Here is a 20,736-nt window from a genome sequence, read left to right on the forward strand (position 1 = left end):
AGCCGCTGCGCGTCTTCGCGGGGCCCCGGCCGGGCGCTTGTGCCTGGGGGGACTTCGCGGGGCGCGCGGCGGAGCCGCACGCCTTGCCGGGGGGCGGAACCTTGGGAGGGCGTCATGAACCTGATGGGGCTTCGCGCATCGTGAGGGCTTCTTCGTGAATACCTCGCTCGCCTTCGACTTCGCGCCGATCCTGCCGCTCTGGCTGCTGGGCGGGCTTGCGGCACTTTGCGCACTCGCGCTGCTGCCGGCCGCACTGCGCCGCGCGCGGGGCGTCTGGTGGCGGGCGCTCGCCTTCGCCTTGATCCTGGGCGCGCTGGCGCAGCCGCGCCTCGTCGAGGAAACGCGCGAGACGCGGCCAGACATCGCGCTGCTGCTGGTGGACCGCAGCGACAGCACGCGCGCGGCCAGCACCCACGCCGCTGGCATCGAGGCCGCGCGCCGGCAGATCGAGGCGCGGATCGGCCGCATGCGGGACGTGGAACTCCGGGTGGTGGACATCCCCGAGGGCGGCAACCAGGGCACCCGCGCCTTCGCCGCGCTGGAACGCGCGCTCGCCGACATCCCGGCCGCGCGCCTCGCCGCCGTGCTGCTGCTCTCCGACGGACAGGTGCATGACGTGCCCGCCGATGGAGCCTGGGCACCCGGCGAGGGCGTGCCGCTCCATCTCCTCATGCCCGGCCGCGCAGGCGAGACGGATCGCCGCATCCGCCTGATCGAGGCGCCGGGCTTCGGCATCGTCGGCCGCACGGTCGAACTGCGCCTCATCATCGAGGACCTGGGCGTGCGCGGCGGCGGGGAAGGCACTGCGCAACTGACACTCCGCCGCGACGGCGCCGCCCCCATCACCGAGGCCGTACCCATCGGGCGCGAGCACCGCATCACGCTCCCCATCGAACGCGCCGGCCCCTCCGTGATCGACCTCGTCGCCGAGACGCGACCGGGCGAGGTGAGCGACGTCAACAACCGCGTCGTCGTCGCGCTCAATGGCGTGCGGGACCGGCTGCGCGTGCTCCTCGTCTCGGGCGAGCCGCATGCGGGCGAACGCACCTGGCGCCGCCTGCTCAAGGCCGATCCGGGCGTGGATCTCGTCCACTTCACCATCCTCCGCCCGCCCGAGAAGGATGACCTGACGCCACTGAACGAACTCGCGCTGATCGCCTTCCCGGTGCGCGAGCTCTTCCAGGTGAAGCTGCGCGAATTCGACCTCGTGATCTTCGACCGCTTCGCCAATCGCGGCATCCTGCCGCCCAGCTACATGCGCAACATCGCGGAATATGTCCGCGCTGGCGGCGCGCTGCTGCTCTCGGTCGGCCCGGAATTCGTGGGCCCGACCAGCCTCGCTGCGACACCTCTGGGCGCGGTGCTGCCCGCGCGTCCCCTGAACCCGCAGCAAGCCATCATCGAGCAGGCTTATCGCCCGCGCATCAGCGGCGCCGGCGCGCGGCACCCAGTGACGGAGGGCATGCCCGGCGGCAACACCGAAACGGCGGAGCCAAGCTGGGGCCGCTGGTACCGGACGATCCGCACAGACCCGCGCGCGGGGGCGACGCTGATGGAAGGGGCCGGCGGCGCGCCGCTGCTCATCCTGGACCGCGTGGGCCAAGGGCGCGTGGCGCTGATGCTGTCCGACCATATCTGGCTCTGGTCGCGCGGACATGATGGCGGCGGGCCGCAACAGGAACTGCTCCGCCGCACCGCGCATTGGCTGATGCGCGAACCGGAGTTGGAGGAGGAGGACCTCACGGCGCGAATCGAAGCCGGGCGCCTCTTCATCGCGCGCCGCAGCCTCGATGCCGCGGCTCCACCCGAGGTCACGATCACAGCGCCCGACGGCACCAGCTCCCGCGTGCCGCTCAACCCGGGCACGGGCGGCCGCGCCGGCACCGAGGCGCCGGCCGAGTCGCCGGGCCTCTGGCAGGTCAGTGACGGCCGCCGCCAGGCCTTCGCCGCCGCCATGCCCGCCAATCCGCCCGAATTCGCCGATCTTCGCTCCGATCCCACGCGGCTGCAGGCGGTGGTGAACGCCACGGGCGGCGCCGCACGCTGGGTGGGCGAGGGCACGAGCCTGCCAGAGATTCGCGCCGTCGCCGCTGGGCGGGACGCGCAGGGCTCAGGCTGGATCGGGCTGCGCAAGCGCGAGGACCACACCGTCACCGGCATCGCGGCCCTCCCCTTGCTGCCGCCCTGGCTCATGCTGCCTCTGCTGCTGGGCGTTGCCATCCTCGCCTGGCGGCGCGAGGCGCGCTGAAGCTGGCCCGCCCTTCACCGGGCGGCAAGCTTCGTCTTGCAAGATCGCGCGCGGCGATGGACGCTCGCCTTGCCAACAACAGCGACCGCTCGCCAACAACCCCGAGGGAGCCCCTTCCATGTTTCCACGCGCCCTGGCCATCGCGGCCGCCGCCCTCGCCATGACAGCGGGCAGCGTCGTCGCGCAGGATGTGAACCGCCGCCCATCCTTCGGCACGCTGAACCTCAACTTCAACTTCGCGCCCGATCCGACGGTCGTGAACATCACCGCCGGCGGCAACATCCCGGCCGAGCGCATCGGTGGCCCGGGCTGCGTCGGCTCCATCGCGACCCCGCCCGATGTGCGCCTGAACTATCGCGCGGGCGGTGGGCTGCCACTCTACATCTCGGCCACGGCGCGCACGGATGTCACGCTCGTGATCAACCTTCCCGACGGGAAGTGGATCTGCAACGACGACTTCCGCGGCACGGATCCGGGCATCGTCTTCACCCGCCCGCAATCCGGGCAGTATGATATCTGGATCGGCCATTACGGCCGCGGCTCCGGCGTGCCGGCGCAGCTGCTGATTTCCGAAATAGCGCCGCGCTGATACAGGCCTCCGCGCGGGGGCCCATTCGCTGTTGAAGCTGGCCCCCGCCCCACCTGGAGATTCCACATGACCGACTTCTTCACCGACGTGACGCTGGGCACGGGCCCCGAGGCCACTGCCGGGCGCCCCGTCGCGGTGCACTACACCGGCTGGCTCTTTGATGCCGCCGCGCCCGAGAACAAGGGCCGCAAGTTCGACAGCTCGCGCGATCGCGGCGAGGCCTTCCGCTTCCCGCTGGGCGCAGGCCATGTGATTCAGGGTTGGGACCGCGGCGTGGTCGGCATGAAGGTGGGTGGGCATCGCCGCCTGGTCCTGCCGCCCGAGCTCGGCTACGGCGCGCGTGGCGCGGGCGGCGTGATCCCCCCCAACGCGACGCTCGTCTTCGACGTGGAACTGCTCGAAGTCGGCTGAACACCGCCGATGCGCCGCGAGATGCAACAGCTCGCGGCGCTGGTGGAGGCACAGCCGGGGCCGCGCGGCTTGACGCGACGCCCTCAAGCCTGTGGGCTTCCTCTCCAACGAGGGAGAGAATGCCATGAACGCCATGGACCACACCGCCAGCGCCACCGCCTGGCTCGGCGCCTTCGAGGCGGCACTCGCCTCGGGCGATCTCGGCGCCGTGTTCCAGCCCGATGGCCATTGGCGGGACCTGCTGGCCTTCGGCTGGGATATCCGCACCACCTCCGGCACCGCCGCCATCGCCAAGGCCCTCCAGGGCGCGCGGGCGAAGAACTTCCGGCTCGACCCGGCCCGATCGGCCCCGCGCCGCGTGCAGCGCGCCGGCGTGGACTGCCTGGAGGTGATCTTCGCCTTCGATGCGGAACATGGCGCGGGCTCGGGCGTCGCCCGGCTGGTCGAGGGCCGGGCCTGGACGCTGCTCACCGCGCTGGAGGAGATGACCGGGCAAGGCCAGGTGGAACTGCCCGACTACAGCCGCGAATTCGGGGGCGAGAACTGGCTCGACAAGCGCAACCGCGCCCGCGCCTATGAAGACCGTGACCCGGCGGTGCTGGTGGTGGGCGGCGGCCAGGCCGGCCTTTCCATCGCGGCCCGCCTCGGCCAGATGGGCGTGGACACGCTGATCGTGGATCGCGCCGCGCGCATCGGCGACAATTGGCGCAAACGCTACCACGCGCTGACGCTGCACAACGAGACCTCGGTCAACCACCTTCCCTATCTGCCCTTCCCCGACACCTGGCCGGTCTTCATCCCCAAGGACAAGCTCGCCAACTGGTTCGAGTTCTATGTCGAGGCGATGGAGCTGAACTTCTGGACCGGCACCGAGCTGGTCTCGGGCCAGCGCGTCGGCGACGCCTGGGAGGTGATGCTGAAGCGCGCCGATGGCAGCATGCGCGTGATGCGGCCGCGGCACATCGTCTTCGCGACCGGCGTCAGCAGCATCCCAATCCGCCCGAAGCTGCCGGGCCTCGAGGATTTCGCCGGCACCGTGATGCATTCGGGCGAGTATGTCGCGGGGCATGAGTGGAAGGGCCGGCCCGCGCTCGTGCTCGGCACCGGCAATTCCGGGCATGACGTGGCGCAGGATCTGCACGCCTCGGGTGCCAAGGTCAGCATGATCCAGCGCAGTCCGACCTATATCGTGAGCCTCGCGGAAGCGCAGCGCGTCTATGCCATCTACACGGAAGGCCTGCCGATCCGCGATTGCGACCTGCTGGCGACCGCCATGCCCTATCCCGTGCTGTGCGAGGCCTATCGCCGCGCCACGACGCATTCGCGCAAGCTTGACCAGCCCTTGCTGGATTCGCTGGCCGCCGTGGGTTTCCGGCTGGACAATGACGAGGGCTCGATGGGCTTCCAGATGAAGTACCTGGAGCGCGGCGGCGGCTACTACTTCAATGTCGGCTGCTCGGACCTCATAGCCCGGCGCGAAATCGGCCTGGTGCACGACGCCGATGTGGACCGCTTCGTGCCCGAGGGGCTTCGCATGAAGGATGGGCGCGTGGTGCCGACGGAACTGCTTGTGCTCGCCACCGGCTACAAGAACCAGCAGGAGACGGTGCGCGCCTATCTGGGCGATGCGGTGGCCGAGCGCGCGGGCCCCGTCTGGGGCTTCGATGAAGGCGGAGAACTCCGCAACATGTGGCGGCCGACAGCGCAGGAAGGGCTGTGGTTCACCGCCGGCAGCCTCGCCCAGTGCCGGATCTATTCGAAATTCCTTGCGATGCAGATCAAGGCGCGCGAGGCGGGGCTCGTCACCAGTCGCGGCGCAGGCTGAGCACGATCTCGTTCGTGTTCTCAACGAGGCTGTGCGTCACGCGCTCCACCACATAAGTGCCGTTGTGCTGCGGATCGATGGTGCGGGAATTGGCGACCGACATGCTCTTGTGGTCGAGGATCTGCACATGCTCGCCGACGCGCGGGATGGTGAGGAATTGCAGCTGCCCCTCGGAGAACTTCCCGCCGCCTTCCATGCGCGTCGCGTAGTTGTGGCCCGAGAAGCGGTACAGAACCTTGAACACGGATCGTCCTCCAGAGCGTCTCTTCGGGAGAAGCCACCCCAAGCCTAACGCGGATTCGCGCCACCAGTTGGCGCGGCGAGGAGATGGGCCCGATTTCCGCTCCGCGCAACCCGCTTCCCAGGCGTCGCGCCCGGGGCCAGATTGCGGGCGCACTGCCAGTTTTGGAGACTTGCCATGTTCTATGAACCGCGCCTCGGCCACGGCCTGCCGCATGATCCCTTCAAGGCCATCGTGGCGCCGCGCCCCATCGGCTGGATCTCCACGCTGAATGCCGAGGGGCGGCCCAACCTGGCGCCCTACAGCTTCTTCAACGCGGTGCATTCCCGCCCCGCCATGCTCTGCTTCACCAGCGAGACGATGAAGCACAGCGCGGCCAATGCGATCGCGACCGGCGAGTTCGTGTTCAACCTCTGCACCCGGCCGCTCTTCGACGCGATGAACATCTCCTCCGGCGCGCTGGCGGCAGGCGAGAGCGAGTTCGAGGCGGCGGGGCTGGAGACGGCGCCCTGCCGCATCGTGAAGGCGCCGCGCGTCGCGGCCTCGCCCGCCTCGCTCGAATGCCGCGTGGCGCAGTCCTTTCAGCTGAGGGATGCCTCGGGCCGCGCGCTGGAGGGCTGGATGATCATCGGCGAAGTGGTGGGCGTGCACATCGCCGACGCCTATCTGCGCGATGGCCGGTTCGACACGCTGGCGGCGGTGCCGCTCGCGCGCTGCGGCTATCGCGATTATTCTGCCGTCACCGAGATGTTCGAGGCGCTGCGCCCGACGGATGGCGGCGGATTCGCGCCCGGGCAGCCGGACAGGTAGGCGCCTGATCGTCTTTGGTGAGATCACCAAAGACGTGAATCAGCCGCTGGACGAAGCTCAGGCCGGGTCGCCGTTGTCGGGCACCAGCCCCGCGGCCTCGATGCCCGCCATGCAGCAGACCTCGTCCTGCGCGGAGGCGTCGCCCGAGATGCCGACGGCGCCCAGCAGGATGTTCGCCGCGTCGCGCACCAGCACGCCGCCCGGCACGGGCACGGCGCGGCCGCCCGTCAGGTCGGAGAGGGCATTGGTGAAGCCCGGCATGGCCTGGGCGCGGCGCGCCAGTTCACGCGTGCCGAAACCCATGGCCAGCGCGCCATAGGCCTTGCCCATGGCGATCTCGGGCCGCATCAGGCTCGCACCATCCTCGCGCTTGGTCACCTTCACATGCCCGCCCGCATCGAGCACGACGACGCAGAGCGGCAGCAGCCCGATCTCGCGCCCCTTGGCGAGGGCGGCATCAGCGATGGCCTCCGCCTGGGCGAGGGTGAGGCCGTTCACGGCGGCGGGGTGGGCGGGCTGCGGCATGGGGCGATCCTTGTGGTTTCGGTGGCGGATGGCCCGTCCGGCCGGAGCCGTCAAGCGCCCGCGCGCACCAGCGGGCGCGGGTCCACAGCCTCGCCGCGCCGCCGCAGCTCGACATAGAGGGTGGGGCTACCCGCGCCGGGCAGGACGCCGAGCGGCTCACCGGCCTGGACGCGCTGGCCGGCTGACACGTCCAGCCGCTCCATCCCCGCCAGCACCAGATGCTGCCCCTGCCCGCAATCCAGGATCACCATGCGGCCATAGCTGCGGAAGGGCGCCGCGAAGGCGACGCTGCCACCACAGGGCGCGGTGACGCGCGCGCCAGGCGAGGCGGCGAAGGTCAGGCCCTTCGCCGGCCCGCCCTCGCCCGGGCTGTTGAAGCCGCGTACCAGCCGGCCGGCGACGGGCTGGGACGAGCCGGCCGAAGGCACGGGCACGGGCGCGGGCTCCGGCGGCGGCTCGGCCGGGCGACGGGCGGCAAGCCGCCGTTCGGCCGCGGTCTGCCGCCGTGCCTCCGCGCGCCGCTCGGCCTCGGCCCGGCGCGCCTGCTCCCGCTCAAGGCGGGCCATCGCCTCCTCCAGGCTTTGCGCGCGCGCCACCGCCTCCTCGGCCCGGGCGGCGGCGGCGCGCTCGGCGGCGCTACGCTCGGCGAGTTGCTGCCGTGCCGCATCGAGCTGCCGGTCGAGCTGGATCGAGGCCTGGCGCGCCTCGGCCTCGGCCAAGCCGCGCTGGCGGCGCTCCTCGGCGAAGCGTCGCGCTTCCTCCGCCGCCCGCGCCTCGGCCGCCCGCAGCGCCTCGGCCATGCTTTGCGCCTCGCGCAGCATGGCGCGCAGGGCAGCGAGGCCCATCGCCACCTCGGCTGGCGGCAGGGGGGCGGCGAGCAGGATGGGCGCGGGCTGCGCGGCGAGCCGCATCAGCAGCGGCATGAGGGGAGCGAGTTCGGCCGCGATGCGCTCCTGCTCGGTCCGCGCCTCCGCCTCGGCCCGGCGGGCGGCTTCGGCGCGAGTTCCGGCGGCCAGCGCCGCGCGCTCGGCGGCCTGCACACGGGCGGCGCCGGCGATGCGCTCGGACGCCAATTGCTGGGCCTGTGCCGCTGCCTCCCTTGCGCGCTCAGCGGCCTGGGCGGCGGCGGCGCGCTCGGCTTCGGCGGCGCGGCGGGCGGCCGGGACATCCTGCGCCAGCGCAGGGCCCATCAGCAGCAGGAGCAGGGCGAGCGGACGGATCACGCGCCTTGGTAACGGGTGGCGCGGGGGTGTCGCCAGCCTTTCGCTTGCATGCGAAAATGCCTGGACGGAATCAGGGACTGCATCATGGCCGAAGGTCGCCTCTTCATCGGCAATCGCCGTTATTCCTCCTGGTCGTTGCGCGGCTGGCTGGCCGTGAAGCTGGCCGGGCTCGACGTGGAGGAGGTGGTCCTCCCGCTCGCGGGCACCGGCGGCAAGGGCAGCCCCGCCGTGCAGGAAAACTCGCCCAGCGGCCTCGTGCCCTATCTGGAGCACCAGGGTGCACGCATTTGGGAGAGCCTCGCCATCGCCGAATACTGCGCGGAGTTCGCCCCTGCCCTCTGGCCGGCCGAACGGAAGGCGCGCGCCCATGCCCGCAGCATCGCGAGCGAGATGCATGCGGGCTTTCGCGAGCTGCGCATGGCCATGGCGATGAACCTGGGCCGCACCTTCCCCGGCCGGGGCCGCACCGAGGGCGCGCTGGCCGACATCGCCCGCATCGAGGCCATCTGGGCCGAGGCGCTGGCCGCGCATGGCGGCCCCTTCCTGATGGGCCGCGCCTTCACCATCCCGGATGTGATGTACGCCCCCGTGGTCGCGCGCTTCCTCACCTGGCAGCCGGAGCTTTCGGCGACGAGCCAGGCCTATATGGCGGCGGTGCGGGCGCATCCCCTCGTGGATGAGTGGTATCGGGGCGCCATGGCCGAACCTGCCGAATGGCTCCTGCCCAAATATGAGAATCCGGCATGACCAGCACCGCCCTCGCGCTCGACCATGTGGGCATCTGCGCGCAAAATCTCGGGCCGATGACGGCGCAGTTCGAGGCGCTGGGCTTCTCGCTCTCGCCCATCGCGCAGCAATCGGGACGGCCGACGCCGGATGCGCCGGTCGAGCTCTACGCCACCGGCAATCGCTGCGCCTTCCTGAAGCACGGCTATATCGAGCTGCTGGCGATCCTGGAGCCAGGCCGCTTCGACAACGGCCTGTCGAAGTTCATCGCCCGCTACGAGGGGCTGCACATCCTCGCCATGGGGATGGACGACGCGGAGGCCAATCTCGCGCGCATGCGGCGCGCGGGCATTCCCATCCCCGGCGTCGCCCACTTGGAGCGCCCCGTGGACAAGCCCGACGGGCCGCGCGCGAAATTCTCGCGCCTGCCCTATCCGGATGCGCCGGAGGGGCGGCTTCAGCTCATCACCCACCACACGCCCGGGCTGATCTGGCAGGAGCGCTGGATGGACCACGCCAATCAGGCGGTGGCGCTGACCGAGCTGCTGCTGGTAAGCGCGGAGCCCGCGGTGACGGCGGCGCGCCTGTCCAAGCTGACCGGCCTCGTCATCGAGCCGCGCGGCGCGGGCGGCTTCCTGCTGCGCTTCCCGGGCGGCGCGGGTGTCGCCGGCCCGCAGGCGCCGGCGATGGAGACGCGGGTTTCGATCTCCGCGCCGGAGGATCTTCCGGCCACGCTGCCGGGCGTCGCGATCCCTGACCTGCCCTTCATGGCGGGCTTCTGGGTGCAGACCAGCGACGGCAACGCCGCCGTGCGCCGCCTGCTGGCCCATCTGCCGCTGGTGGAGCTGCCCGGCGGCGCGCTGATGGTGCCGCCCGCACATGCGGCTGGTGCGGCGCTCGTCTTCCACCCGTGAGCCACGCCGCCGCCATCGGGCGCAGCCTGCGCCTCTATCACGCGCCCGAGCGGCGGCCCGTGCTGGACGGCTTCTACCAGCGCTTCCTCGGCCCGGGCGGCCTCGCCTTCGATGTCGGCTGCCATGTGGGGGACCGTGCGGCCAGCTTCCTGCGCCTTGGCGCGCGCGTGGTCGCGGTGGAGCCGCAGCCCCGCCTGGCCCGCGCGCTGCGCCTGATGTTCAGCGGCACGCCGGGCTTCACCCTCGTGCAGACCCTGATCGGCGCGAGCGAGGGCGAGGCGGTGCTGCGCCTGAACAGCGCCAACCCCACCGTCGCCACCGCCAGCACGGATTTCATCGCCGCCGCGGATGGCGCGCCGGGCTGGGAAGGCCAGGTCTGGGATGCGGAAATCGCCCTGCCCCGCACCACGCTGGATGCGCTGATCGCAGCCCACGGCATGCCCGATTTCGTGAAGATCGACGTCGAGGGCTGGGAGGCGGAGGTGCTGGCCGGCCTGTCCCACGCGCCGCGCGCGCTGTCCTTCGAGTTCACCACCATCCAGCGTGGCGTGGCGCAAACAAGCCTGGAGCGCCTTTCCACCCTTGGCTTCAGCCATTTCAACGCCTGCCTTGGCGAGAGCATGGCATGGGTCTTCCCTCACGCGGTGGGTGCGGAGGCGATGGCGCAATGGCTCTCCGACCTGCCGGCCGAGGCCAATAGCGGCGATGTCTATGCCGCACGCGAGTCAGGCCAGCTGTCACGGGACTGACCCGGATCATGCCGTGACATCCGCCGCAGGGCGTGGCTCAATACTTGCCCACGCAGGCAAGGATGACCCCATGGCCGCTGCGCCCAGCCGGAAGCGCAAATCCCCGACCGCCCCCAAAATCCAGGCCGTGCCGACACCCCAGGGCTTCGCCTGTGTCGCTCTGCTGCTGCAGGGCGGCGGCGCGCTTGGCGCCTATCAGGGCGGCGTCTATGAAGCGCTGGCCGGGGCAGGCGTGATGCCCAACTGGGTGGTCGGCATCTCCATCGGCGCGGTGAATGCGGCGCTGATCGCCGGCAACCCACCCGAGACGCGCGTGGCGCGGCTGCACGCCTTCTGGGAGCGTGTGACCGAGCGCCCCATCTCCAACCTCTCGCGCGCCATCTTCGGCGAAACGCCGCCCAAGGCCGGCAACATCCTGCACCAGGCGATGGACCGCTGGGGCGCCGCGCAGGCGCTGGTGACGGGCGCCCCCGGCTTCTTCGAGCCACGCTTCCCGCCGCCCTTCGCGCAGTTTCCCGGCAGCGATGGGGCGACGAGCTTCTATGACACGGGCAAGCTCAAATCCACGCTGGAAGAGATGGTGGATTTCGACCGGATCAACGCGGGCGGGATGCGCTTCAGCGTCGGCGCGGTGAATGTCCGCACCGGCAACTTCACCTATTTCGACACCGAGACCGACACGATCCGCGCCGAGCACATCCTGGCAAGCGGCGCGCTGCCGCCTGGCTTTCCCGCCGTCGAGATTGATGGCGAATTCTATTGGGATGGCGGCCTGGTCTCGAACACGCCGCTGCAATGGCTGGTGGAGGCGCGCAAGCGGCGCGACACGCTGGCCTTCCAGGTGGACCTCTGGAGTGCGCGCGGGGAATTGCCGCGCGACCTGACGGAGGTCGCGGTGCGGCAGAAGGAAATCCAGTTCTCCAGCCGCACCCGCGCCAGCACGGATCACCTGAAGCGCCTGCAGAACATCCGCGGCGCGCTCTCCGTGCTGCTGCGCGACGTGCCGCCCGAGGCCTGCCAGAGCGAGGAGGCGCAGATGCTGCGCGAATTCGCCGACCGGAAGGTCTACAACGTGGTGCAGCTCATCTACCGCTCACCCTCCTATGAGGCGGATTCGAAGGACTACAACTTCTCCCGCCGCAGCATGGTGGAGCATTGGCAGACGGGCCGCGCCGATGCGGAGCTGGCGCTGAGCCACCCCGAGATCTTCCAGCGCCCGCCGGGCGACTTGCATTTCCAGGCCTTCGATTTCCGCCACACGCAGGACATCCCGCCCCGCGCCCCCACCGACCAGGGAGAGGTCTGACCATGAATGAGGACGAGGTGCGGGCGAAGGCCTTCGCCATGCCGCTGACGAGCCCCGCCTACCCGCCCGGGCCCTATCGCTTCGTGGACCGCGAATACCTCATCATCACCTACCGCACCGACCCCGAGAAGCTGCGGGCGCTCGTACCCGCGCCGCTGGTCGTGGAGGCGCCGCTGGTGAAGTACGAGTTCATCCGCATGCCCGATTCGACCGGCTTCGGCGACTATACCGAGAGCGGGCAGGTGATCCCCGTCTCCTTTCAGGGCCGGCAGGGTGGCTACACCCATTGCATGTTCCTCAACGACGAAGGGCCGATCGCCGGTGGCCGCGAGCTCTGGGGCTTCCCCAAGAAGCTGGCCGAGCCGCGCCTGAAGGCGGAGGTGGATACGCTTATCGGCACGCTCGACTACGGGCCGGTGCGGATCGCCACCGGCACCATGGGCTTCAAGCATCGCGCGGCGGACCATGCGGCGGTGCTGGCCTCCATGCTCACGCCGAATTTCCTGCTGAAGATCATCCCGCATGTGGATGGCACGCCCCGCATCTGCGAGCTGGTGGAATATGCCCTGGAGGATGTCACGTTGAAGGGCGCCTGGAGCGGCCCCGGCGCGCTCTCCCTCATGCCGCATGCGCTGGCGCCGGTGGCCGAACTGCCCGTGCTGGAGATCGTCTCGGCCACGCATATCCTGGCCGACCTGACGCTCGGCCTCGGCCGGGTGGTGCATGACTACCTGAACCCGGGAAAGGAAAGCTGACCATGCGGATGCAGGACAAGGTCGCCATCGTGACCGGGGCTGCGAGCGGCATCGGCAAGGAGATCGCCGCCACTTTCGCGCGGGAAGGTGCGAAGGTCGTCATCGCCGATCTCAACAAGGCGGCAGCCGATGCGGCCGCGCTGGAAATGGGCGGGCAGGACCGCGCGATCGGCGTCGCGATGGACGTGACGAACGAGGCGCAGGTGGAAGCGGGCGTGGCCGAGGCGCTGGCGACTTTCGGCCGCATTGACGTGCTGGTCAGCAATGCCGGCATCCAGGTCGTCTCGCCGCTGGAGGAATTCCCCTTCGACAAGTGGAAGCAGCTTCTCGCCATCCACCTGGACGGCGCCTTCCTCACCACGCGCGCGGTGCTGCGGCACATGTATGCGCGGCCGGGTGGCGGCAGCATCATCTACATGGGCTCGGTGCATTCGAAGGAGGCGTCACAGCTCAAGGCGCCCTATGTCACCGCCAAGCACGGGCTGATCGGCCTCGCCAAGACCGTGGCCAAGGAAGGGGCCAAGCACGGCGTGCGCGCCAATGTCATCTGCCCGGGCTTCGTGCGCACGCCGCTGGTGGAGAAGCAGATCCCCGAGCAGGCCAAGGAATTCGGCATCTCCGAGGCGGAGGTGGTGAAGAACATCATGCTGAAGGAGACCGTGGATGGGGAGTTCACCACGGTCCAGGATGTGGCCGAGACGGCGCTGTTCTTCGCCGCCTTCGGCTCCAACGCGCTCACCGGCCAGTCGCTGGTGGTGAGCCATGGCTGGTTCATGCAGTAGGGGCGTCAGCCCCGCGCGTCCCGTGCCGCCTGTGCGTCGCGCCCCGCCTGGGAGACGCTGCCCACGCGCCCCCCGGTGATGATGCCGCGCCGCTTCCGGTTGGGCAACGAGGCGGCGCCGGCGGCCGGCGTGGCGCCCGCGCCCGGATGCTGCGGCTGCGTGGCCTGGCGGCGGGCCAGCGCGGCTTGCAGCGCCGACGTCGCCTCGGCCCGCTTCGCCTCGGCGCGGATCGCGGCCAGGCGGGCATTCACCCGCTTCAGCCCGCGCGCGAAGACCTGTTTCTTCTCAAGCAGGCCGCGGTCGCTCGCCGTCTCGCCCGCCGTGCCGCGCGCCTCGGTCTTGCCACGATGGACGCGGCGCCGGCCGCGGATGATGTCCCGCGCGCGCGCATGCTGGCCGCGCAGCCAGCGCGCCAGGCCCACCAGATCCTCATGCGCCAGGGCGGCGAGCTCGGGGTAGTGGCTGCTGACGACGGGAGCGAATTCCTCCTCGCTGAGCAGCCGGCGTTCGGCGGCGAATTCCACGCCCATGTCGGGTCTCCTTGTTATTGTGGAATTTATTTCATCACTATGCCTCAATGAACCGGCTGGCGCCAGGAAAGTCCGTCCCCGCGCTGAACCCAGCATCCCAGCCTGTTGCGCGCTTGTTGTGCAGCGCGAAAAAGCCATGCGATACAAACCTTCGTCGGGCCGGCGGCTTCCCGCGGCCGGAAGGAGCCTCCCATGCTGCTCGGCCTATGCGCGGCGATCCTGGTGGCGGGCGCCATGGTGCTGGCGCAGTCGCTCGTCGTGCCGATCCTCTTCGCGGTCTTTGCCATCGCGCTGGTCTGGCCGCTGCAACGGCGCCTCGCCGGGCTGCTGACCGGGCCGGTCGCTATGCTTCTCACCATGGCCGTGGCGCTGGTCACGCTGGTCGGCATGGCGCTGCTGATCGCCTGGGCCTTCGGGGGCGTGGCGCAATGGGTCGTCGCCAATTCCGCGCAACTGCAGGCCCTCTACGCGCAGAAGCTCGCCTTCCTGGCGGCGCAGGGCATCGAAGTCGCCAGCGTCTTCGCCGAGAATTTCAACACACGCTGGCTGGTGCGGATCGCGCAGGAAGTGACGGGTCAGCTTCAGGGCATCGTCAGCTTCACCATCGTCACCGTGGTCTTCCTCGTGCTCGGCCTGCTCGAGGTGGAAGTGGTGCAGCGTCAGATCGCCCGCATGCCGGGCGAGACGCCCGCCGCCCTGCTGCGCGCCGCGGCACTCACCGCGCAGAAGTTCCGCGTCTACATGCTGGTGCGCAGCATCATGAGCGTCGTCACCGGGCTTTGCGTCTGGGGCTTCGCGAGCTTCATGGGGCTCGACCTCGCGGCCGAATGGGGCGTCATCGCCTTCGTGCTGAACTACATTCCCTTCATCGGGCCGCTGGTGGCGACCCTCTTCCCGACGATCTTCGCCATCCTGCAATTCGCCTCCTGGGAGGTGGCGCTGGTGGTCTTCGTCAGCCTCAACCTGATCCAGACCGTCTCGGGCAGCTATATCGAGCCGCTGCTGGCCGGAAAGACGCTGGCGGTCTCCTCCTTCATGGTGCTGCTGGCGGTCTTCCTCGGCTCCTTCCTCTGGGGAATTCCAGGAGCCTTCATCGGCGTTCCGGTCTTGATCGCCGCACTCACCATCTGCCAGCAATTCCCCCGCTCCCGCTGGGTGGCCGACCTGCTCTCCGGCCGCGACCCCGGCCCCGCCTGACACGAGGACTTCATGGCCCGATCCCCGAACGCCAAGCCCGCCCCCGCCGTTGCGCCGGCTGCGAGGCGCGACCCCTTGCTGATCGATCTCGGCCTGCAGGGCGGCGGCAGCCACGGCGCCTTCACCTGGGGCGTGCTCGACCGCCTGCTGGAGGAGGATTGGCTGAAGATCGAGGCGATCTCCGGCACCTCGGCGGGTGCGATGAACGCGGCCGTGCTGGCGCATGGCCATGCGGTGGATGGGGCGCTGGGCGCGCGGGAGGCGCTGGAGAAATTCTGGCGCAGTGTTTCCCGCGCCGCGACATTCAGCCCTCTCAAGCGCGGCCCCCTCGACATGATGCTGGACCGCTGGACGCTCGATTCCTCGCCTGCCTATGTGGCGATGGACGTGATGTCGCGCCTGTTCTCCCCCTATGACACGCCCTTCGCCGCCGCCAACCCGCTGGACGAGATCCTGGCGGAGAACCTGGATTTCGGGCGCCTCTCGGAAGCGCCGATCAAGCTCTTCATCACGGCCACCAATGTCCGCACCGGGCGTGGCCGGGTCTTCCGCAATGCCGAGATCAGCCCGCAGGTGCTCATGGCCTCCGCCTGCCTGCCGCAGATGTTCCAGGCGGTGGAGATCGAGGGCGATGGATACTGGGATGGCGGCTTTGCCGGCAACCCGACCATGACGCCGCTGATCCGCGAATGCGTCTCGGACGACACCATCCTGGTCGGCATCAATCCGGTGCAGCGCCCGGGCATCCCGCGCGCGGCACGCGACATCCTGAACCGGCTGAACGAGGTTTCCTTCAACGCGGTGCTGCTCAAGGAGCTGGAGATGATCGCGCTGCTGCGGCGCGCGGCGGCGCGCATCGATGACCCGGAAGCGCGGCACTGGGCCAGCATGCGCCTGCACCTCGTCCGCTCGGACCGCGTGGCCGAGCTCGGCGCATCCTCGAAGCTCAACGCCGAGTGGCCCTTCCTGACCATGCTGCGCGATGAGGGGCGCCGCGCGATGAACGCCTTCCTGGCCGAGCGCGGCGCCGAGCTGGGCCGGCGCTCCACGCTCGACATCGACCGGCTGCTGGACGCCCGTTGAGGTTCAGATCGTGATCCGTCGCAGCGGGATCACGATCTGACCTTGCCGACCGGATGATCCACCGCTTCAGCGATCCCGCTCCGGCGGATCATGTTCTATCCGTCCAGCCTGACATTGGCGGCGCGCGCCACCTCACGCCACTTCACGATCTCGGCGCGGATGAAGGCGGCGAACTCAGCGGGGGTGCCGGGGTCCGCGATGGCGCCCATCGAGAGGAAACGCTCCTGCATCGCCGTCTCGCGCAGGATGGCGCCCACATCGGCGGAGATGCGGCGGACGATTTCCGCCGGCGTCGCGGCCGGCGCCACGAGGCCGCTCCAGCCCGCCGCCTCATAGCCGGGCGCGAGGGTTTCCGCGATGGTCGGCACATCGGGCAACTGGGGCACGCGGCGCGGCTGCGCCACGGCCAGCGCACGCACCCGCCCGCCCTGGATCTGCGGCAGCGCGCTGGCGACGCTGTCCATCATCAATGGCACATTGCCGGCCAGCAGGTCGGCCATCCCCGGGCCCGAGCCACGGTAATGCACGATGTTGAAGCGCAGGCCGGTGCGCAGCTGCAGCAGCTCGGTGGCCATGTGCTGGCTGGTGGCCGGCCCGGCCGAGGCAATGTTCACCTCGCCGGGCTTGGCGCGCACCATGGCCGCCATCTCCTGCACGGTGCGGGCCGGGAAGCTCGGGTGCGCCACCAGCAGCAGGGGCACCATGGCGATGTTGCTGACGGCGGCGAAGTCGCGCTCCGCGTCATAGGGCAGTCGCTGCAGCACCGAAGGGTTGACGCCGAGCGTGCCCGAGGTGCCGGCGGTCAATGTGTAGCCGTCGGGTGCGGCGCGCGCCCCGGCCTCCAGCGCCGGCGCACCCGCTCCGCCGCCGCGATTTTCGACCACGACGCGCTGCGGCCAGCGCTGCGAGAGCTGCTCCGCCACGAGGCGCGTGAAGGTGTCCGCCGCCTGGCCGGGCGGGAAGGGCACGATGATGCGCACCGGCCGATCAGGCCAGGCGCCCTGGGCACGCGCGGTGAGCGGCAGCAAGGCGGGCGCCGCCAGCAGGGCGCGGCGGGATGCGATCATCGGTGTCTCCTCCAGGCGATGGGGCTTGCCGCCCCTTCGGAGGGGCGTAGCTTGGCGACAGGTTGAGGGGAAGGGCAAGCCGATGAACAGCTTGGAGATCGCGGTCCTGGGTGGCGACGGAATCGGGCCGGAAGTCATGCAAGCGGGCCTCGCCGTGCTGGAGGCGGTGGACCGGCGCCACAAGCTCGGCCTGCGCTTCTCCGCGCATCGGGCCGGCGCCATGGCCTATCGCGACACGGGCGAAGACCTCTCGGAGGAGGTCTTCGCGCGGTCGCGGGATGCGGATGCGATCCTGCTGGGTGCGATGGGCTGGCCGGGGATCCGCCGGGACGATGGGACGGAGCTGGCGCCGCAGATCACGCTGCGCATGCGCCTCGGCCTCTTCGGCGGCGTGCGGCCGATCCGCGCCATTCCGGGCGTGCCGCTGCCCCTGCGCGATCCGCGCGCGGAAAGGATCGACTTCGTGATCCTGCGCGAGAGCACCGAGGGTCTGTTCTTCTCCAAGGACCAGGGGCTTGTCACCCCTGACATGGCCGAGGAGACGCTGCGGCTGACGCGCCCGACCTCGCTTGCCCTCGCGCGCATGTCCTTCGAGCTGGCCGCCGAGCGCGCCGCGCGGCTTGGGCGCCCGGGGCGCGTCACGCTGGTGGACAAGGCCAATGTCTTCCGCGCCTTCGCCTGGCTGCGCGCGGTCTTCGGCGAAGTCGCGGTCGAATACCCGACCGTGACGTTCGACGCGCATTACGTGGATGCGATGGCGCTGGACCTGATCCGCCGCCCCTGGGATTTCGACGTGCTGCCGACCGAGAACATGTTCGGCGACATCCTCTCCGACCTCGCGGCGGGGCTGATCGGTGGCATGGGTTTCGCGCCCTCGGCCGATCTGGGCGCGAAGCATGCGGTGTTCCAGCCGAGCCACGGCACGGCGCCGGACATCGCGGGCAAGGGCCTGGCCAATCCCACGGCGATGATCCTTTCGGGGGCGATGATGCTGGAATGGCTGGCGATGCGCGGCGGTGGCCAGGCGCTGCGTGAGGCGGCGGGCGAGATCCGCACAGCGGTCGACCAGGCCTTCGTCCAAGGGCTGCGCACACCCGACATTGGCGGGCGAGACGGCACCACGGAAGTGGCGCGGCGGGTGATCGCGGCCTTGGGTTAAAAACTGTCGAGAGACTGATGCACGCCTCTGGTGAAGCGACCAGAGGCGATGACGCTCTATCCCTCGTACCAGCCCACATCCAGCGTCGCGACCTCGCCGAAGGTCGTCCCCGCCTTCATCGCGCGCTGGATGATCTCCCACGAGGTCCAGGTCATCGTCAGGAAAGGGCGCTTGTCGCGGGCATCCCAGGTGACGTCGGGCGTGGTGAGCAAAGCCTTCAGGTTGTGCGGGAACTTGCGCGGCGTGAGGACGGATTTCTGCGTCTCGGTCAGGCAGGAATAGAACTGCTGGAGCTGCGGCGCAGCGCGGTGGCGCGGCGGCCGGGCTTCCAGGATAGCGGGCGCGATATCCGCCGTCTCAAAGAAGTGCAGGCCGCTCGTCGTGCGTGGATTGCACTCGATGCCGTGCGGAATTCCATGCTCATCCAGCACGAAGTCGAAGGAGATGAAGCCCGTCCAGTTCACATGGGCGACGAAGCGCTCGATCCAGGCCTCGAAGAGCGCCGGATTCCGCAGGCGCGCGAAGGCGATGGCGACGGAACCGGAAAAGAGGGAGCCGTGATAGATCACGGTGGAGAGAACCCGCCCCTCATGCGCCACGGAGCAGGAGGAATGCACCTCACCCGGGATGAAGCGCTGGACGACGCTCCCCGTCTCATCGGGCAGGGCGCCGCCCGCGGGCAGGATGCGCACCCCACGGCCGGAGCAGGAATGCACGGGCTTCACCACCACGGGGCCGCCGGCGGCGAGGGCATCGGCGCCAGCCGTGCCGATGGCATGCGTCTCGGGCACGCTGACGCCCGCCGCTTCGGCGAGGTGGATGAAGCCGTGCTTGTCATAGGCTGGCAGCAACGCGTCCGGAGGCATGGTGAAGATGCGGACGTGATCCGGCACCAATTCCCGCAGGAAGGTGACATGCATCGTCTCCTCCGAGACGGGCACGACCAGTTCCACGCCCTCGGCGGCCACGATGGCGGCGAGTTCCTCCAGGTAGCGCCGCTTGCTGATGGCGGGCGCCGTGACCTGGATGCTCTTCGCCACCATGTTGGAGGCGCCGGCCAGATGCCGCTTGAAGGGCTCCGCGATCACCACGCGCCAGCCGTTCATCGCGAAGCTGCGCGCGATGTCGAGCGCCTTGGGCAGGCGGCCCAGCGTGAGCAGGACCGTCCGCGTCATCCGGCGCGGGTCACGAGGTTTGTCCCGCGCGTGTGACGCGACACATGATCTGCTTCGTTGGCCGCGTGGTGAGGCGCGCGGCCGGGCGCACCTTGTCCGCCTCCTCCAGATGGAAGTCGTAGCGGCGGATCAGCCGCGCCACGATCAGCGCGGCTTCCGTCTGCGCGAAGGCGGCACCCACGCAGACGCGCGGGCCGATGCCGAAGGGCAGATAGGCGCCGGGCGTCAGCTCCTCCTTGCGTTCGGGCAGGAAGCGGTCGGGGTCGAAGACATGCGGGTTGCGCCAGTAGAGATCGTGCCGGTGCAGGATCCAGGGGGCGACCATCAGCATGGCGCCCCGCTTGATGCGCCGCTCCCCCAGCATGGTGTCCTCCAGCGCAACGCGCGGCAGGAAGGTGATGGGCGGGTAGAGGCGCAGCGTCTCGCGGAAGACGTTCATGATGTACGGCATGCGGCGCGTGTGCTCGAACTCCACCTCGCCATCGCCCACCACCTCCGCCACCTCGGCGCGGATGCGGCGCACCACATCGGGCTGGGTCGCGATCAGGAAAAAGACCCAGGTGAGGGCGCTGGCCGAGGTCTCGTGCCCGGCCAGAAAGAGCACGCCCAACTGATCCAGCAATTCCTTCCGCGTGAAAGCCTTCTGGTCGAAGCTGTCGCGCGCCGCGATCACCGCCGTCGCGATGTCATCGAAGCTGTGGCCCTCGGCGAGATGCGTATCCACCAGGTCGCCCAGATGCCCGCGGATTCTGGCGCAGGCCTCCAGCACCGCGGGCTTCTGCGCCACCGGTTTGAAGGCCGGGTCCATGATGAGGCGGCGATACTCCACCTGCGCCACGCTGCGCTCGAAGACGGTGAAGGCCTCGAACACATCATGCGCCGTCTGGGTCGCGAGCGAGGTCGAAAAGACGGTGCGGCAGATCACATCCGCCGTCAGATGGCTCATCAGCAGATCGAGCGAGAAGAGGTTGCCCTCCTCGTCCAGCTTCGCCTCGCAATCATCCACGGCGGCGCGCATCGGCGCGAAGGCCCGGTTCACGCGCATCATGGAGAAGGCGGGGTCGATCATCGCGCGCTGGCGGCGCCATTCGGGGCCGCTGGAGACGAAGATGGAATTGCCCACCAGCGGCTCCAGCGCATCCACCATCAGGTCATTCTTCGGGAAGATGTCCTTGGTGTCGTAGAGGATGGTGCGGACCAGCTCCGGCGCATTCACGATGACGATGGAGCGCCGCGAATAGCCGAGCGGGCCGATCGCCATCCGATAGGCCTCGGCCGGCAGCAGGCTCAGAAGATCGCCGTCGCCGCGCGCCGCGGCGCGGATCAGGGCCAGGACGGGCGAGAGGGGCTTCGGGCGCGGGGGCTCATAAAGCACTGATTCTGAAACCATTCAAAGCCATCCCCGACGCGCGCGAACAACA

At 69.9% G+C, this 20,736-nt stretch carries 21 protein-coding genes; 14 read left to right on the plus strand and 7 right to left on the minus strand.

The annotated features are described in order from the left end of the window. Positions 1–154: 154 nt before the first annotated feature. The 4 genes from ACQ860_RS08575 to ACQ860_RS08590 all read left to right on the plus strand — a co-directional run bounded on the left by ACQ860_RS08575 (position 155) and on the right by ACQ860_RS08590 (position 5,073). Positions 155–2,248, plus strand: a complete 2,094-nt coding sequence (locus ACQ860_RS08575; protein ID WP_431302963.1) for a hypothetical protein — start codon at positions 155–157, stop codon at positions 2,246–2,248. 118 nt (positions 2,249–2,366) lie between these two features. After that, positions 2,367–2,837 (plus strand): hypothetical protein, encoded by a 471-nt coding sequence (locus ACQ860_RS08580; protein ID WP_431302964.1) that lies wholly within the window; start codon positions 2,367–2,369, stop codon positions 2,835–2,837. Positions 2,838–2,903: 66 nt separating this feature from the next. Beyond that, positions 2,904–3,248, plus strand: a complete 345-nt coding sequence (locus ACQ860_RS08585) for an FKBP-type peptidyl-prolyl cis-trans isomerase (RefSeq protein WP_431302965.1) — start codon at positions 2,904–2,906, stop codon at positions 3,246–3,248. A 124-nt stretch (positions 3,249–3,372) separates the two neighbouring features. Further along, a complete protein-coding gene (locus ACQ860_RS08590; protein ID WP_431302966.1) occupies positions 3,373–5,073 on the plus strand; it encodes a flavin-containing monooxygenase in 1,701 nt (566 codons plus the stop codon). Here ACQ860_RS08590 and ACQ860_RS08595 read toward each other — a convergent pair. After that, positions 5,051–5,317: a hypothetical protein gene (locus ACQ860_RS08595; protein WP_431302967.1), complete on the minus strand. Its 267-nt coding sequence runs from the start codon at positions 5,315–5,317 to the stop codon at positions 5,051–5,053. The genes ACQ860_RS08590 and ACQ860_RS08595 overlap by 23 nt on opposite strands. A gap of 174 nt (positions 5,318–5,491) precedes the next feature. Between ACQ860_RS08595 and ACQ860_RS08600 the strand changes: the two genes are divergently transcribed. Next, the gene (locus tag ACQ860_RS08600) at positions 5,492–6,124 is read left to right on the plus strand and encodes a flavin reductase family protein (protein ID WP_431302968.1); all 633 of its coding nucleotides are present in this window, start codon (positions 5,492–5,494) and stop codon (positions 6,122–6,124) included. A gap of 57 nt (positions 6,125–6,181) precedes the next feature. Here the strand turns inward: ACQ860_RS08600 and ACQ860_RS08605 are convergent, their stop codons facing one another. Both ACQ860_RS08605 and ACQ860_RS08610 read right to left on the minus strand, forming a co-directional pair. Continuing rightward, positions 6,182–6,649, minus strand: a complete 468-nt coding sequence (locus ACQ860_RS08605) for a GlcG/HbpS family heme-binding protein (RefSeq protein WP_318650524.1) — start codon at positions 6,647–6,649, stop codon at positions 6,182–6,184. A 50-nt stretch (positions 6,650–6,699) separates the two neighbouring features. Further along, entirely contained in the window at positions 6,700–7,872 is a 1,173-nt protein-coding gene (locus ACQ860_RS08610) for a murein hydrolase activator EnvC family protein (RefSeq protein ID WP_431302969.1), read from the minus strand. A gap of 84 nt (positions 7,873–7,956) precedes the next feature. On the opposite strand from ACQ860_RS08610, the gene ACQ860_RS08615 reads away from it, so the two are divergent. The 6 genes from ACQ860_RS08615 (at position 7,957) to ACQ860_RS08640 (ending at position 13,104) form a co-directional block, all read left to right on the plus strand. After that, the gene (locus ACQ860_RS08615) at positions 7,957–8,619 is read left to right on the plus strand and encodes a glutathione S-transferase family protein (protein WP_431302970.1); all 663 of its coding nucleotides are present in this window, start codon (positions 7,957–7,959) and stop codon (positions 8,617–8,619) included. Next, positions 8,616–9,512 (plus strand): VOC family protein, encoded by an 897-nt coding sequence (locus ACQ860_RS08620; RefSeq protein ID WP_431302971.1) that lies wholly within the window; start codon positions 8,616–8,618, stop codon positions 9,510–9,512. The genes ACQ860_RS08615 and ACQ860_RS08620 overlap by 4 nt, the downstream gene beginning before the upstream one ends. Further along, complete coding sequence (locus ACQ860_RS08625) at positions 9,509–10,261, plus strand: FkbM family methyltransferase (protein ID WP_431302972.1); 753 nt, start codon at positions 9,509–9,511, stop codon at positions 10,259–10,261. Before ACQ860_RS08620 ends, ACQ860_RS08625 begins: the two co-directional genes overlap by 4 nt. A 70-nt stretch (positions 10,262–10,331) precedes the next feature. Further along, positions 10,332–11,567 carry a patatin-like phospholipase family protein gene (locus ACQ860_RS08630; RefSeq protein WP_431302973.1) on the plus strand — a complete coding sequence of 412 codons (1,236 nt, stop codon included), beginning with the start codon at positions 10,332–10,334 and terminating at the stop codon, positions 11,565–11,567. A 2-nt stretch (positions 11,568–11,569) separates the two neighbouring features. After that, positions 11,570–12,322, plus strand: a complete 753-nt coding sequence (locus ACQ860_RS08635; RefSeq protein ID WP_431302974.1) for an acetoacetate decarboxylase — start codon at positions 11,570–11,572, stop codon at positions 12,320–12,322. Between the two features lie 2 nt (positions 12,323–12,324). Continuing rightward, complete coding sequence (locus ACQ860_RS08640) at positions 12,325–13,104, plus strand: 3-hydroxybutyrate dehydrogenase (protein ID WP_431302975.1); 780 nt, start codon at positions 12,325–12,327, stop codon at positions 13,102–13,104. 5 nt (positions 13,105–13,109) lie between these two features. On the opposite strand, the gene ACQ860_RS08645 is transcribed toward ACQ860_RS08640, so the two are convergent. Next, positions 13,110–13,634: a hypothetical protein gene (locus tag ACQ860_RS08645; protein WP_431302976.1), complete on the minus strand. Its 525-nt coding sequence runs from the start codon at positions 13,632–13,634 to the stop codon at positions 13,110–13,112. 192 nt (positions 13,635–13,826) lie between these two features. Between ACQ860_RS08645 and ACQ860_RS08650 the strand changes: the two genes are divergently transcribed. Both ACQ860_RS08650 and ACQ860_RS08655 read left to right on the plus strand, forming a co-directional pair. Continuing rightward, positions 13,827–14,831, plus strand: a complete 1,005-nt coding sequence (locus tag ACQ860_RS08650; RefSeq protein WP_431302977.1) for an AI-2E family transporter — start codon at positions 13,827–13,829, stop codon at positions 14,829–14,831. A gap of 75 nt (positions 14,832–14,906) precedes the next feature. Beyond that, on the plus strand, positions 14,907–15,914 hold the full coding sequence (locus ACQ860_RS08655) for a patatin-like phospholipase family protein (RefSeq protein WP_431302978.1): 1,008 nt from the start codon (positions 14,907–14,909) through the stop codon (positions 15,912–15,914). 95 nt (positions 15,915–16,009) lie between these two features. Here the strand turns inward: ACQ860_RS08655 and ACQ860_RS08660 are convergent, their stop codons facing one another. Beyond that, positions 16,010–16,981, minus strand: a complete 972-nt coding sequence (locus ACQ860_RS08660) for a Bug family tripartite tricarboxylate transporter substrate binding protein (RefSeq protein WP_431302979.1) — start codon at positions 16,979–16,981, stop codon at positions 16,010–16,012. 82 nt (positions 16,982–17,063) lie between these two features. Between ACQ860_RS08660 and ACQ860_RS08665 the strand changes: the two genes are divergently transcribed. Continuing rightward, positions 17,064–18,140: an isocitrate/isopropylmalate dehydrogenase family protein gene (locus ACQ860_RS08665; RefSeq protein ID WP_431302980.1), complete on the plus strand. Its 1,077-nt coding sequence runs from the start codon at positions 17,064–17,066 to the stop codon at positions 18,138–18,140. A gap of 56 nt (positions 18,141–18,196) precedes the next feature. On the opposite strand, the gene ACQ860_RS08670 is transcribed toward ACQ860_RS08665, so the two are convergent. After that, positions 18,197–19,315: an ATP-grasp domain-containing protein gene (locus tag ACQ860_RS08670; RefSeq protein ID WP_431302981.1), complete on the minus strand. Its 1,119-nt coding sequence runs from the start codon at positions 19,313–19,315 to the stop codon at positions 18,197–18,199. Between the two features lie 10 nt (positions 19,316–19,325). Beyond that, a complete protein-coding gene (locus ACQ860_RS08675) occupies positions 19,326–20,705 on the minus strand; it encodes a cytochrome P450 (protein ID WP_431302982.1) in 1,380 nt (459 codons plus the stop codon). Positions 20,706–20,736: the final 31 nt, after the last annotated feature.

Origin of the sequence: Sediminicoccus sp. BL-A-41-H5 (genome assembly GCF_050632405.1) — a bacterium.
Classification (GTDB): Bacteria; Pseudomonadota; Alphaproteobacteria; order Acetobacterales; family Acetobacteraceae; genus Roseococcus.

Excerpts from the sequence above, each read along its gene's own strand:
- ACQ860_RS08660 (WP_431302979.1), bottom strand. The coding sequence starts at position 16,981 with ATGATCGCATCCCGCCGCGCCCTGCTGGCGGCGCCCGCCTTGCTGCCG.
- ACQ860_RS08670 (WP_431302981.1), bottom strand. The coding sequence starts at position 19,315 with ATGACGCGGACGGTCCTGCTCACGCTGGGCCGCCTGCCCAAGGCGCTC.
- ACQ860_RS08675 (WP_431302982.1), bottom strand. The coding sequence starts at position 20,705 with ATGGTTTCAGAATCAGTGCTTTATGAGCCCCCGCGCCCGAAGCCCCTC.
- ACQ860_RS08605 (WP_318650524.1), bottom strand. The coding sequence starts at position 6,649 with ATGCCGCAGCCCGCCCACCCCGCCGCCGTGAACGGCCTCACCCTCGCC.
- ACQ860_RS08650 (WP_431302977.1), top strand. The coding sequence starts at position 13,827 with ATGCTGCTCGGCCTATGCGCGGCGATCCTGGTGGCGGGCGCCATGGTG.
- ACQ860_RS08645 (WP_431302976.1), bottom strand. The coding sequence starts at position 13,634 with ATGGGCGTGGAATTCGCCGCCGAACGCCGGCTGCTCAGCGAGGAGGAA.
- ACQ860_RS08635 (WP_431302974.1), top strand. The coding sequence starts at position 11,570 with ATGAATGAGGACGAGGTGCGGGCGAAGGCCTTCGCCATGCCGCTGACG.
- ACQ860_RS08590 (WP_431302966.1), top strand. The coding sequence starts at position 3,373 with ATGAACGCCATGGACCACACCGCCAGCGCCACCGCCTGGCTCGGCGCC.
- ACQ860_RS08665 (WP_431302980.1), top strand. The coding sequence starts at position 17,064 with ATGAACAGCTTGGAGATCGCGGTCCTGGGTGGCGACGGAATCGGGCCG.
- ACQ860_RS08640 (WP_431302975.1), top strand. The coding sequence starts at position 12,325 with ATGCGGATGCAGGACAAGGTCGCCATCGTGACCGGGGCTGCGAGCGGC.
- ACQ860_RS08580 (WP_431302964.1), top strand. The coding sequence starts at position 2,367 with ATGTTTCCACGCGCCCTGGCCATCGCGGCCGCCGCCCTCGCCATGACA.
- ACQ860_RS08630 (WP_431302973.1), top strand. The coding sequence starts at position 10,332 with ATGGCCGCTGCGCCCAGCCGGAAGCGCAAATCCCCGACCGCCCCCAAA.
- ACQ860_RS08585 (WP_431302965.1), top strand. The coding sequence starts at position 2,904 with ATGACCGACTTCTTCACCGACGTGACGCTGGGCACGGGCCCCGAGGCC.
- ACQ860_RS08620 (WP_431302971.1), top strand. The coding sequence starts at position 8,616 with ATGACCAGCACCGCCCTCGCGCTCGACCATGTGGGCATCTGCGCGCAA.
- ACQ860_RS08615 (WP_431302970.1), top strand. The coding sequence starts at position 7,957 with ATGGCCGAAGGTCGCCTCTTCATCGGCAATCGCCGTTATTCCTCCTGG.
- ACQ860_RS08600 (WP_431302968.1), top strand. The coding sequence starts at position 5,492 with ATGTTCTATGAACCGCGCCTCGGCCACGGCCTGCCGCATGATCCCTTC.